At 74.7% G+C, this 12,132-nt stretch carries 11 protein-coding genes; 4 read left to right on the plus strand and 7 right to left on the minus strand.

Annotated features, from left to right (window positions below):
* The first annotated feature begins 65 nt into the window (after nucleotides 1-65).
* Complete coding sequence (locus VTA80_RS07060; RefSeq protein WP_407344688.1) at nucleotides 66-944, plus strand: alpha/beta hydrolase; 879 nt, start codon at nucleotides 66-68, stop codon at nucleotides 942-944.
* Between the two features lie 6 nt (nucleotides 945-950).
* Here VTA80_RS07060 and VTA80_RS07065 read toward each other — a convergent pair whose 3' ends face one another.
* The 5 genes from VTA80_RS07065 to VTA80_RS07085 form a co-directional block, all read right to left on the minus strand.
* A complete protein-coding gene (locus tag VTA80_RS07065; RefSeq protein ID WP_407344689.1) occupies nucleotides 951-2,174 on the minus strand; it encodes a hypothetical protein in 1,224 nt (407 codons plus the stop codon).
* Between the two features lie 202 nt (nucleotides 2,175-2,376).
* The gene (locus VTA80_RS07070; RefSeq protein ID WP_407344690.1) at nucleotides 2,377-2,673 is read right to left on the minus strand and encodes an MTH1187 family thiamine-binding protein; all 297 of its coding nucleotides are present in this window, start codon (nucleotides 2,671-2,673) and stop codon (nucleotides 2,377-2,379) included.
* A gap of 114 nt (nucleotides 2,674-2,787) precedes the next feature.
* Entirely contained in the window at nucleotides 2,788-5,682 is a 2,895-nt protein-coding gene (locus VTA80_RS07075; RefSeq protein ID WP_407344691.1) for an FAD-binding and (Fe-S)-binding domain-containing protein, read from the minus strand.
* Nucleotides 5,683-5,756: 74 nt separating this feature from the next.
* Complete coding sequence (locus tag VTA80_RS07080; protein ID WP_407344692.1) at nucleotides 5,757-7,733, minus strand: YhgE/Pip domain-containing protein; 1,977 nt, start codon at nucleotides 7,731-7,733, stop codon at nucleotides 5,757-5,759.
* Nucleotides 7,730-8,458, minus strand: coding sequence for an ATP-binding cassette domain-containing protein (locus tag VTA80_RS07085; protein WP_407344693.1), 729 nt, complete (start codon nucleotides 8,456-8,458; stop codon nucleotides 7,730-7,732). Before VTA80_RS07085 ends, VTA80_RS07080 begins: the two co-directional genes overlap by 4 nt.
* Before the next feature lie 129 nt (nucleotides 8,459-8,587).
* On the opposite strand from VTA80_RS07085, the gene VTA80_RS07090 reads away from it, so the two are divergent.
* Nucleotides 8,588-9,205, plus strand: a complete 618-nt coding sequence (locus VTA80_RS07090) for a TetR/AcrR family transcriptional regulator (protein WP_407344694.1) — start codon at nucleotides 8,588-8,590, stop codon at nucleotides 9,203-9,205.
* Nucleotides 9,206-9,267: 62 nt separating this feature from the next.
* Here the strand turns inward: VTA80_RS07090 and VTA80_RS07095 are convergent, their stop codons facing one another.
* Together VTA80_RS07095 and VTA80_RS07100 are read right to left on the minus strand one after the other, a co-directional pair.
* Entirely contained in the window at nucleotides 9,268-9,705 is a 438-nt protein-coding gene (locus VTA80_RS07095) for an OsmC family peroxiredoxin (RefSeq protein ID WP_407344695.1), read from the minus strand.
* An 85-nt stretch (nucleotides 9,706-9,790) separates the two neighbouring features.
* Complete coding sequence (locus VTA80_RS07100) at nucleotides 9,791-10,951, minus strand: M15 family metallopeptidase (RefSeq protein ID WP_407344696.1); 1,161 nt, start codon at nucleotides 10,949-10,951, stop codon at nucleotides 9,791-9,793.
* Between the two features lie 226 nt (nucleotides 10,952-11,177).
* Here VTA80_RS07100 and VTA80_RS07105 point away from each other — a divergent pair, with 226 nt between their 5' ends.
* Entirely contained in the window at nucleotides 11,178-11,477 is a 300-nt protein-coding gene (locus VTA80_RS07105) for a hypothetical protein (protein WP_407344697.1), read from the plus strand.
* A 39-nt stretch (nucleotides 11,478-11,516) separates the two neighbouring features.
* Complete coding sequence (locus tag VTA80_RS07110) at nucleotides 11,517-12,119, plus strand: protein-L-isoaspartate O-methyltransferase family protein (RefSeq protein ID WP_407344698.1); 603 nt, start codon at nucleotides 11,517-11,519, stop codon at nucleotides 12,117-12,119.
* Nucleotides 12,120-12,132 lie beyond the last annotated feature (13 nt).

Consider the following 12,132-nt stretch of genomic DNA (forward strand, 5'->3'; position numbering starts at 1 on the left):
ATGTTCTCGGCAGTGACTACCAGGCGCTGACGCTGGACCTGGGCACGGATGACGAGGGTCCCGTCGTGGCCACCCTCGTCCGGTACCGCCCGCCGACGGAACCCCTGCGCTCGGCCCGGGCGGTGCTCTACGTGCACGGCTGGAGCGACTACTTCTTCCAGACCGGGCTCGCCGAGTACTGGCAGGCGCAGGGGGCCGCGTTCTACGCGGTCGACCTGCGCAAGTACGGCCGCAGCCTGCGGCCGTACCAGACGCCGGGCTACGTCGACAGCCTCACCGAGTACGACCCCGACCTGGCCGCCGCTCTCGCCGTCATCCGCCGCGAGCACGGCGCCCGCGTCCGGATCGTGCTCATGGGGCACTCGACCGGCGGCCTCATCGGTGCGCTCTGGGCGCAGCGCAACCCGGACGAGATCTGCGCGCTCGTGCTCAACAGCCCCTGGCTCGAGCTGGTCGGCTCGGCCGTGCTGCGCAACATCAGCACGCCCGCGATCACGCAGCTCGCCCGCTTCCAGCCCAGGACGGCGCTGCCGAACATCGACGCCGGGTTCTACGCCCGTACGATCGAGGTCGCCGGCGGCGGGGAGTGGACGGTCAACCCGCAGTGGCGCCCGACGCCGTCGTTCCCGGTGCGAGCCGGCTGGCTCCGGGCGATCATCGAGGGCCACGCGGAGATCGCGCGCGGCCTGTCGATCGGCGTGCCGATCCTCACGCTCGCCTCGGCACACAGCGTCATCAGCCCGCGCTGGAACGAGGGGATGCGGATGGCCGACATCGTGCTCGACGTCGACGTGATCGTGCGCCGGGCGGTCCAGCTCGGGCACAACGTGACAGTGATCCGGATCGAGGGCGGGCTGCACGACCTGTGCCTGTCCCCGCTGCCGGTGCGACAGCGGTTCTACGCCGAGATCACCCGCTGGAACGTCGCGTACGGCTGGGGCTGAACCGGGTCAGACGTCGCGCAGGTCCGCCAGCGCGGGGCCGTCGTCGCCCACCCGCCACAGGCGCCAGCCGTCCACCGCGTACTCCGAGCCTGCGACGGCCGCCGCGGCCGCGTCGGGATCGGCGAAGACGGCGCCGTCGGGCAGCTGGATGAGTCCGTCGGGACGCAGCGTCGCGACGAACCGCTGATTGCGGCGCTGCCGGGACCACACGAGCGTGGTCGCCGTCCCGAGCTCGCCGGCGAGCGCCGCGAGCATGAGGTCGGGGACGACCGCCGGGGAGACCGGGCCGACCGGCACGGTGAGGACCGAGGGGAACGTCCCGGTGGGGGCGGACGCACCGGCGCTGGGCACGGGTCCCGTGAGGTTCGAGACGATGGGGATCGGGCCGGTGGCGAACGAGTCCGTCGAGGCCCGTGTGCCGGCCGGGGCGAGGTCGCCGCCCGGCGCGCGGTGGTGGCGACGGTGGTCCGCTGATCTCAGATCGGCGCGACCTGGTCCGGGGTGCGACGGTCCGCGCTGGGCCGGCGGTCCGTGCTGAGCCGCCGGAGCGTGCAGGGCTGCCGGCTCGGGGTGGCCGGTGGCGTCGCGGGCGATGGCGTCGCTGGGGGCCCCCGGGGCGGAGACCATGTGCAGCGCCGACGGCTCGACCGCGCGGCGCTTGGGGACCAGCGGGATGAGCGGTGACACGTCGAGGAACCGGCGGCCGTCCGCGCCGCGCAGCACGCCGACCTGCAGCACCTCGACCTGCCGGCCGGGCTGACGCAGGAACTCGACCGCGTCGACGACGTTCTCGGCCACCTCGGAGCACACGAGCAGCAGGCGGGCCCCGGCATGGCGGGCCGCGGAGTGCGCCACGGCGACGGGCACGTTCTCGCGGAACGCGACGAGGTCGGTCGCGAACCGTTCGGGGCCGCCGTGGTAGGCGCGGGCCAGGTCGGCCGAGCTCAGCCGGGCCGCGGCGCCGGCGAACCGCAGCGCGCGCACGATCCCCTCGCTGTCGAGCATCTGCACGACCTCGACGACGACGGGCTGCCCCGCAGCGTCGACGGCCAGCAGGTGCGGACCGTCAGCGCCCGGCTGCCGGGTCGCGATGGGGAAGAGCGGTTCCCCGAGCAGGCTTTCGAGGTGGTCGGCGACGACCGAGGACGTATCCGCCGGAAAAGTTCCGGCGGCAGGTTGCATCGGCTGGACGAGGACGGGATGCCCGGCGTCGAGCTCGAAGATCGGCATGCTGTGCTTGCTCCCCACGGTGGGTCTGTCCGGTGCCGGTCAGCGCCACCCCTCGAATCGGGCAGCCCACGCACGCGGTGCGCTCACTCTCCCACGAACCGGAGGGTCGGACTTCCCGGTCCGCCGATCTGGCGAGGCCCCCAGCGCGCAGTTCGCCGGTGGGGCCGCAGACGTCCACCTTTCGGGTGAACGCCGACCGCCGTCAGGAGCCCGCGAGCCGTCGCTCGAGCCGTTCGACCTTGCCGGTGAGCTCCCCGGTGTGGCCGGGCCGGATGTCAGCTTTGAGCACGAGGCTGACGCGGTGCCCGTGCCGCCCGACGGCCTCCGTGGCGCGGCGCACCACGTCCATGCACTCGTCCCACTCCCCCTCGAGCGTCGTGAACATCGAGTCGGTGTGGTTCGGCAGGCCGGACTCGCGCACGATGCGCACGGCATCGGCGACGGCCGCGGTCACGGAGTCTCCACTCCCGAGGGGTGCAACAGAAAAGGCGATCAGCATGGGGTGATCCTCCCACCGCCGGCGCACGAGTTCGCCGATCGGCGCCGAGTTCGCCGATCCAGACCGGCGAACTCGACCCACACCAGCGAACTCGCGCGCTGATCGACAGGCGCGCTACGGCAGGCGGGACGCGAGGAGCTCCGCGAGGGAGCGGCCGCGGACGCCGGCGAGCTGTTCCGCCTGAGTCCGGCACGAGAAGCCGTCCGCGAGGAACACATCGCCTGGCGCGGCCGCGCGCAGGGCCGGGAGCAGCGCGTTCTCGGCGACCGCCACGGACACCTCGTAGTGCCCCTGCTCCATGCCGAAGTTCCCCGCGAGCCCGCAGCAGCCCGCGAGCGTCGTGATCGTTGCGCCCGCGCGCTCGAGCAGCGTGCGGTCCGCGTCGAAGCCCATCACCGCATGCTGGTGGCAGTGCGGCTGCACGACGGCGGTCACGTCGGACAGGTCCGGCACGGACCAGCCCGCCGCGGCGTCGGGCCCGATCGGAGCGGGAGCGGTGAGGAGCTCCGCGAGCGTGCGGGTGGCGCGCGCGACGGCGACCGCACGCGGGTCGTCCGGGACCAGGTCCAGCAGGTCCGAGCGCAAGACAGCGGTGCACGACGGTTCGAGGCCGACGATCGGGATCCCGTTGACCGCGTACGGCCCGAGCACCCCGAGCAGGTGGGTGAGCTTGCGCCGGGCGCCGTCGAGCTGGCCGGTGCTGATCCAGGTCAGGCCGCAGCAGGCCTGCTCGTCGGGCACGATCACGTCGTAGCCCGCGGCGCGCAGCACGCGCAGGGCCGCCTGGGGCACGACCGGGTCGAGCGCATCGCTGAACGAGTCGACCCAGAGCACGACCTGGGGTCGGGCCGTCGCCGTTGCTGTTGCCACCGGGCCGCTGACCGCGGCCGCGGAGCCCCCGCGCCGCCACCAGGTCCGGAACGGCACCGCCGCGAACCGCGGGATCTGCCGACGGGCGTCCATCCCGCCGGCGCGCAGCACGAGCCGCGCCAGCACGGGCACGCCGAGGACCGCGTTGACCACCCCGGGCGCGAGCCCCGCCAGGCGCGCCCACCGCGGCAGCCACCCGAGCGCGTAGTGGTTCATCGGCCGCAGCCGATGGCGGTAGGTCCGGTGCAGCACCTCCGACTTGTACTGCGCCATGTCGACGCCCGCGGGGCAGTCGCTCGAGCACGCCTTGCAGCTCAGGCACAGGTCGAGCGACGCGCGCACCTCGGGCGACCCCGGACCGGTGATCAACGTGCCGTTCGCCATCTCCTGCAGCACCCGAGCCCGCCCGCGGGTCGAGTCCTTCTCGTCCCGCGTGGCCAGGTAGGACGGGCACATGAACCCGCCCGCGGCGGTGTTGTCGGCGCGGCACTTGCCGACCCCGGTGCAGCGGTGCACGGCGGTGGTGAGGTCGCCGCCGTCGTGCGCGAACGAGAAGCCCGTGCCCGCGAGCAGCGGCCGCGCGGCGGGCCGGCGCAGGTCGGCGTCGAGCGGCCGGGGTCGCACCACGACGCCCGGATTGAGCACGTCGGCCGGGTCCAGCAGGTGCTTGAACCCGGCGAACAGGTCGATCGCGGCGCTCGAGTACATCAGCGGCAGCAGCTCGCTGCGCGCCCGGCCGTCCCCGTGCTCGCCGGACATCGACCCGCCGTGCGCGGCGACGAGCCGGCCGGCGTCGAACATGAAGGCACGCAGGTTGCGACCGGCCGTGGCCTGGTCGGCGAGCGGGATGTTGAGCCGCAGGTGCACGCAGCCGTCGCCGAAGTGCCCGTACGCGAGGCCGTCCACGCCGTGGCCCGCCATGAGGGTCTCGAGCTCGCGCAGGTACGCGCCGAGCCGTTCGGGTGGCACGGCCGAGTCCTCGAACCCCGGCCAGGCCTGCTCGCCCGCGGGCGTCCGGCCGCCGAGCCCGGCACCGTCCTCCCGGATGCGCCACATCGCGGTGGCCTCGGGACCGGGCGGGAAGATGCGGGCCGCACGCGTGCCGGCGTCGGCCACGAGCGCCGTCGCGCGGGCGAGGGCCTCGTCGAGCGAGTCCCCGCCGACCTCGACCATGAGCCACCCGCCGCCGTCCGGCAGGTCGGGCACGGCGCCCGCCCCGCGCACGCGGCGCACGACGTCGACCAGGCGCGCGTCCATGCCCTCGATGGCCAGCGGCCGGTGCGCGAGCAGGGCCGGGACGACGTCGGCCGCCGCGGGCATGTTCGGGTAGCCGAGCACGACCAGCACCGGCGTCGCGGGCACCGGGACCAACCGGACGGTGGCGCCGAGGATCGTCGCGACGGTGCCCTCGGTGCCGACGAGCGCCTTGGCGAGGTCGGCGCCGCGCTCGGGCAGCAGGTGCTCGAGCGAGTAGCCGGACACCTGGCGGCCGAACCGGCCCAGCTCGGTCCGGATCGTCTCGAGGTTGGCCGTGACCAGCCCGCCCAGCCCCGGCACGACGTCGAGCCCGGTGGCTGCGGCGAACCGGCGGCCGGAGCCGTCCACGACGTCGAGCCCGAGCACGTTGTCGGCCGTGCGGCCGTACGCGACCGCGCGCGGGCCGCACGCGTTGTTGCCGATCATGCCGCCGAGGGTGGCGCGCGCCTGGGTCGAGGGGTCGGGGCCGAACCGTAGCCCGTGCGGGGCAGCCGCGCGCTGCAGGTCGGCCAGGATCACGCCCGGCTCGACGATCGCGGTCCGGGCCTCGGGGTCGATCGCGCCGATCCGGGTCAGGTGCCGCGACAGGTCGAGCACGACCCCGGGCCCGACGGCGTTGCCGGCCACGGAGGTCCCACCGCCGCGCGCGGTGATCGCCACCCCCGCGGCGCGAGCGACGTCGAGCGCCGCGACGACGTCGTCGGTGTCCAGGGGGAACACCACGACCTGGGGCACCACGCGATAGTTCGACGCGTCCGTCGAGTACTCCGCCCGACGCCGGGTCGATTCGTCGACGGCGCCGCGCACGGCGACGCGCAGGGCATGGACCAGCTCGGGGTTCGCCGCTGCCGCCGGGGGCGGGGTGCGGGTCAGGATCGACACCCGCGCAGTCTCCCACCGGGAGGCCGCGAGCGTCGCCCCCCGACGACCCTGCGGACACCGGCCGGCACCTCCGGCTACAGCACGAGCTCGGGCTGCAGCCGGATCGCGGTCCACACCCGCCGCCCGCGGGCCGCCCAGGTCGTGGCCGCCAGCGCGACCACGAGGAAGGCTGCGAGCACCGCCGCGTCGCGCACCGCGATCGCGAGGTTGCCGCCGTAGAGCACCTGCCGCAACCCCTGGACCGCGTAGCTCATGGGCAGGAACCGGTGCAGCGAGAGCAGCGGCTCGGGGATGGTCTGCCACGGGAACGTGCCGCCGGCGGTGACCAGCTGCGTGAGCATGAGCACCAGCCCGAGGAACTGCCCGGCCGCGCCGAGCCAGACGTTCAACGCCTGCAGGATCGCCACGAACGTCACGGAGATGAGCACGAGGAACAGGGCCGTCAGCCAGGGGTGCTCGGGCTCGATCCCGAGCGCGATCTTCACCACCCCGAACATCGCGCCCATCTGCACGACGCCGATCGCGGCCGGCGTCAGCCACCCGCCGACCGCCGTGCGCAGCGCGGACCGCCCGGCGGCCAGTGCGCGCTGCGACAGCGGCATGACCAGCAGGAACAGCACGTACGCCCCGATCCAGGCCGACAGGCTCAGGAAGAACGGTGCGAGCCCGGCCCCGTACGATCCGGCCTTGGACAGCGCGGTGGTCTGCACCTGGACCGGGTCGCCGAGCGTCGCGGCGGTGCCCGCGACCGTGGCGGCATCCGGGTTCGGGATCTGCGCCAGCCCGTCGGTCAGGCCGCTGCGCAGGCTCGCCGCGCCGCCCGCGAGCGTCGCCGCGCCGTCGGCCAGCGTCCCGGCCCCCGCGTCGAGCCCGGTCGCGCCGGTCGACACCGCTCCTGCACCCGCGGCGGCCTGCGTCGCACCATCCGCCACGGCGCTCGCCCCGTCGGCGGCCTGCCCGACGGCGGTCGTCAGCGTGGGCGCCGCGGTGGCGAGGGCCGCGGCGCCGTCGGCCACCTGCTGCGCGCCCGTCGCGAGCGTGTCGAGCTGGGTCGCGGCGCCGGTTACCTGGCCGACGGCGTCCTGGATCGGGGCGCGCAGCGCGTCCAGCTGCCCGAGGATCTGCTGCTGCTCGGCGCCGTCCAGCCCGATGGCGACGAGGTCGGCGGCGATCTGGGCCCGGGTGAGGTCGAGGTTGCCGGCCGCGGCCGTCGCGCGGGCGGCGGCGGCGGCGCCCGCGTCCGCCGCCGCGCGGGCACCGCCTGCGACCTGGGTCGCGCCGGCGGACAGCGCGGTGGCCTGCGCCGGCAGCGCCGCCGAACTCGTCCGCAGCTGGGCGAGCCCGTCGGCGAGCGTGGTCGCGCCGGTCGCGAGCGTGCCGGTCCCGGTCGCGAGGGTCGTGGCACCGGCGGCGAGCGTGCCCGCGCCGTCGTGCAGGGTGCCCGCCCCGGTGGACAGCAGCGCGGCGCCGTCGTCGACCTGGGTCGCGCCGTCCACCGCGTCACCGACGCTGAGGTGGATCGCGACGAAGCCGTCGAGGAACGAGCGAGCCGCCTCGGTACCGACCTGCGTCGCGATGGTGGCGCGCACGCGCTCGATGATCTGGTTGGCGATGGTCCGCGCGAGGTAGTTGTTCGCATCGTTCGTCACGAGCGTGAGGGACGCCGGTCGGGGCTCGAGGTTCGCGGCCGAGACGAGGTCGGCGGAGAAGTCGGCGCCGATGAGGAGCGCCGCGTCGTACTTCCCGGTGCGCACGCCGTCCTGGGCGGCGGACGCGCTGGTCTCGACCCAGCCGAAGCCGCCGGTGGCCGCCAGGCTGTCGGCGACCTCGCGGCCGAAGTTCACGGGCGCGCCGGCCTGCTGCGCGCCGGCGTCGGCCATGACGATGGCCGCGGGGACCTCGTCGAGGTGCGCGTAGGGGTCCGCGTTGGCGTACAGGTAGAGCCCGCCGTACAGCGTCGGGATGAGCGCGAGCGCGAGCACGGCGATCTTCGGGAGGCGGCCGGCGGTCAGGCGGCGCAGCTCGGACCAGCCGAGCGAGAGGGCGCTCATGCGGTCACCGGGAGGTCGTCGGGCAGGTCGTCGGCCATCTCCGTCGCGACGGCACGCATCGTCTCGTGCAGCGTGACGCGCAGCGGCTCGTGCGCCGGGTCGGGGCCAGGGGCGAGCGGTTCGACCCCGAGCAGGCCGGCCGCCGCCGGGGTGCACTGCACCAGCACCCCGAGCCCGCGCCGGGCGAGCGTGCCCGCGAGCGCCCACCACTCACGGGGGTGCCCGCCGTGCCGGTCGGGCAGCACGAGCACCAGCACGCCGACCCCGGGGCGCGTCGCGGCCAGCTCGGCCAGCACGGTGGTGCGGACCAGGGCCGGCAGCCGCTCGACCCGCCGGCCGGCGTCGGCGAGCAGGCCGTGCTGCGCGAGCCAGGCCGTGACGTCCTTCGGGTAGCTGCGCCGGCCGGCGAAGCTGAGCTCCTCGCCGACCAGGGTGCGCAGCGGGAGCGCCTCGTAGGGCTCGGAGATGCCGGGGACGTCGACGACGGCGGTCGCCGCGCGCAGGGCCCGCTCGACCCGCAGCACCGCCGTCGAGGAACCGTCGAGCGCCACCGTGCCCGACGACGCGCGCAGCCGGCCGGTCGCCGCGAGCGCGAGGGCGGTGTGGCCGTGACCCGGCTCGCCGACCACGAGCATGCGTTCGCCCGACCGCAGGGTCAGCGACGTCGGGGTGAGCATCGGGCCGTGACGCCCCTCGACTGCCACCTGGTCCAGGTCGATCTCCACACGGGGCTCCTCACCTCTGCGCCGCACGTGCGGCTCACTGCCGGGGTGACCCTGGCCCTTGTTGACCTGCGGACAACAGCGACGGTACGAGTATATTGACTCGAGGTCAACAGTTGGGGGAGGTTTACGGTGTCACGTCGTCAGGAGCCCGCCGACCGGCGCAGGGCGCTGCTCGCGCAGGCGTCCGCCATCGCGCGGACCGAGGGTCTCGACGCCGTCACCGCCGACCACCTCGGGCGCACCGCCGGGACGTCGAAGGCGCTGGTGTTCCACTACTTCGGTTCGGTGCGGGGCCTGCGGCTCGCGGTGCTCGAGGGCGAGGTCGCCGACCTGCTCGCAGCGACGACCCCTCCCCCGGAGCTCGAGCCGGTCGAACGGCCCGCGGTCGTGCTCGTCGCGTTCCTCGACCACGTGCTCTCGCGCCGCGAGCTCTGGCTCGAGGTCTGGCGCGGCGCCCTCGCGGGGGACGACGGCGCGCGCGAGCTGCTCGAGGGCGCGCGGCTCGAGATCGTCGACCGGATGGTGTCGATCGCGGTAGGGACCGGTCAGCCGGCCAACCCGCGGCTCGTGCTGCTGGCGCGCGGCTGGATCGCCCTGGTCGAGGAGATCGCGGCCGGCTGGGTCAGCGGCGCCGAGGTCAGCCGCGAGGAGGTCGTCGACCTGCTGCTCGCGAGCCTCACGGTGCTGGTGCCCGAGCTGCCGACGTCGTCCGCCCGCGTGGTCCGCAGCCTCACCAGCACCCCCTGACCGAACGCGGCGTCGGTCGAGCGCTATGTCAGTCGAGCGCTATGTCAGTCGAGCGCAGCTAGTCAGTCGAGCGCGGCGTCGAGCGTGATGACGGTGCCGGTCAGGGCCTTGCTCACCGGGCAGGTCTGCTTGGCCTTCTCCGCGGCGGTCGCGAAGCCGACCGCGTCGAGACCCTCGACCTCGCCGCGCACCGTGACCGCGATCGCCGAGATGCGCAGGCCGCCCGCGGGATCGGGCACGAGGGTGACCTCGTCCGTGACCTGGAGCGAGATCGGCACCCCGCCCGCCTCGGCGATGATCGCCGAGAGCTGCATCGAGTAGCAGGACGAGTGCGCGGCGGCGATGAGCTCCTCCGGGCTGGTGATGCCCTCGGCCTTGTCGGCCGTCCGGCGGGGGAACGACACGTCGAACGTGCCGACGCCGGAGCTGGTCAGCTCGACCTGACCGGAGCCCTCCATGAGGGTGCCGGTCCAGGCGGTCCGTGCGATGCGAGTCGGCATGACGCTCCTTGAGCTCGTGGGGCGGACGCCGAGCGGCGTCCGCGGCCCACCGTAAGCCGTCGAGCGGGGACCCGCTCGGCCGCGCTCAGCCCGTGAACTCCCAGTGCCAGGGCTCGCGCTTGCTCCCGGAGATGCCCGCCCAGGCCGGCAGGACCCAGCCGAACTCTCCCGCGTGGCGAGCCATCCACTCGTGCTGCGAGCTCCCGAACAGCTCCATGCCACCGCCGAGGTCGACCGCGACGCCGCGACCGTGGTTCGAGGTCCCCGGCTTCGCGCACAGGCCGCCCTTCGTGCGCGAGCACGCGACCTGGGCCCCGTACGACCGGTAGGAGTCCGTCACCACCAGATCGCTCCCGAAGGTCTGGTGGTAGCTCGCGTTCAGCGCCGCGAGCGCTTCGACGGCGTCGCAGCGCAGCTGCTGGCCGGAGGCGAACCCGAGCGCGCACAGCGCATCGGCCGGCACGCGACCGTTGGCGTAGGCGGCCAGCGACTCGCGCTGGGCCGCCTCCTTCGCCGCGAGGGCGGCGACCCGCTCGGCCTCGACAGCCGTCGCGGCTTTCTCTGCAGCGGCGGCCACGTTCGTGTCCGCGGTGGCCTTGAGCCGGGCAGTCAGGTCGGCGACCCGGGCGGCGGACGCCATCATCCCGGCGGCCAGCTCGTCGTCGGGCACGGCGTCGTCGAGGGGAGCCCGGAACAGGTCCCGTGAGCCGGTCGTCGGAGCGGCGGTGGCCGTCGCGGCGGAATCCGTTGCCGACGGTTCAGGCGTGGCCGACGGGTCCGGCGTGGCCGTCGGGTCGGGCGCCGCAGAGTCGGTCGCCGCAGAGTCGGTCGCCGCAGAGTCAGTCGCGGCAGGGTCGGGCGTGGCGGCGGCGTCGGTCGCGGCCGGATCCGGCACGGCCGATCGTTCAGCGCCGCGGGACGCGCGGCCGTCCCGGGCTGCAGCCTCCGCGGCCGGGGACGCCGCGTTGTCTGCCAGGGCAGCGATGAGCGTGTTGAGGCGGTCGACCGCATCGGCGAGCGCCGCGCGGTCGGTCTCGCTCACGGAAGCGGCAGCGACGGTCTGCACGGCATTCGCATCGGCCACCGCGCTCTGGGCGGTCGCCACGGCGCGGGCCCGCTCGCCGGCAGTCTTCAGCCGGCTCTGGGCGGCGCTGGTGGCGGTGGACTGCTCGACGGCGGCAGACCGACTCTGGGTCGCCGACTCCGCGGCGGTGTACCCGCCGAGCGCCACGACGAGCCCAAGCACAAGAACGCCCTGGGCGGTCGTGCCCGGGCGGATTCGGCGGGGGAGGCGGGGGAGGCGGGGGCTAGCCGCAGCGGGCTCAGCACGATGCCGGCCACGCGACGAGCACCGCGTTTCCGGCATTCTGTCACTCACGCGCTACAGAATAACAGACTCCGTGATCAAACCGTGACCTGGGGGGCCCTGTTCCGTCACGCAGGCGTAACGCGACGGCCCTAGGGTTTGTCCCATGGAGCCGACGCCGACCACCCCGACAGCTCCTCAGCGCGGCCTGGACGACCTGTACGACATCGGCCGACTGGCCGATCGGCTCGGCGTCGAGCACGCCACCATCCGCGTCTGGCTCTCGCGCAAGGTGCCGTGGCTCCCCGCTCCGGACGGTCGGCTCAACGGCGGTGCCGTCTGGCGCGCAGCCACGCTCGACGGGATCGAGGAGCGGCGCGCACCGGGGCGCCCGGGCCCCAAGCGCCGGCTCGCGAACGTGCCCACTCCCAGCCCCAGCCCGACGCTGCCCGGCCCCGACGCCTAGGCTGGCAGGACCACCCTTCCCTCCCTGCGGAGGTGGACGATGACCGACCCTGACCGGACAGCCGACCGGGCAGAAACCGACCGGGACGACGATGTCGCGGCCGCCATGGCCGAGCTGGACCGGCGCGCGTTCCTGCCCCCCGAGCAGCGCGCACGGGCCGGCGAGGACCGACCGTTGCCGATCGGTCACGGCCAGACGAACTCCCAGCCCTCGACCGTCGCAGCGATGCTGCGCCTGCTCCAGGTCCCGATCGGCGCGCGTGCGCTCGACATCGGCGCGGGCTCGGGCTGGACGACGGCGCTGCTCGCCCGGCTGGTAGGGCCCACCGGCTCGGTGCTCGGGCTCGAGCTCGAGCCCGAGCTCGCGGAGCAGGGCGCCCGCAACCTCGCGACCTGGCCGGTGCCGTGGGCGAGCCTCGAGGTGGCGACCCGCGGGGCGCTCGGGCGACCCGTCGACGGCGGCTACGACCGGATCCTCGTCTCCGCGACCGCCCAGAGCCTGCCGGAGGAGCTCGTCGCCCAGCTGACCCCCGAGGGTCGGATGGTGCTGCCGATCCGCACCACCCTGTGGCTCGTCCAGCGGCACGGAACCGAGCTCGAGCGTTCGCCGCAGGGCTCCTACCTCTTCGTCCCGCTGCGCTGATCCGATGCTGACC

This window comes from Pengzhenrongella phosphoraccumulans (assembly GCF_045689905.1).
In the GTDB taxonomy this organism is placed as follows: Bacteria; Actinomycetota; Actinomycetes; order Actinomycetales; family Cellulomonadaceae; genus Pengzhenrongella; species Pengzhenrongella phosphoraccumulans.

Excerpts from the sequence above, each read along its gene's own strand:
- VTA80_RS07110 (WP_407344698.1), top strand. The coding sequence starts at position 11,517 with ATGACCGACCCTGACCGGACAGCCGACCGGGCAGAAACCGACCGGGAC.
- VTA80_RS07095 (WP_407344695.1), bottom strand. The coding sequence starts at position 9,705 with ATGCCGACTCGCATCGCACGGACCGCCTGGACCGGCACCCTCATGGAG.
- VTA80_RS07080 (WP_407344692.1), bottom strand. The coding sequence starts at position 7,733 with ATGAGCGCCCTCTCGCTCGGCTGGTCCGAGCTGCGCCGCCTGACCGCC.
- VTA80_RS07105 (WP_407344697.1), top strand. The coding sequence starts at position 11,178 with ATGGAGCCGACGCCGACCACCCCGACAGCTCCTCAGCGCGGCCTGGAC.
- VTA80_RS07070 (WP_407344690.1), bottom strand. The coding sequence starts at position 2,673 with ATGCTGATCGCCTTTTCTGTTGCACCCCTCGGGAGTGGAGACTCCGTG.
- VTA80_RS07065 (WP_407344689.1), bottom strand. The coding sequence starts at position 2,174 with ATGCCGATCTTCGAGCTCGACGCCGGGCATCCCGTCCTCGTCCAGCCG.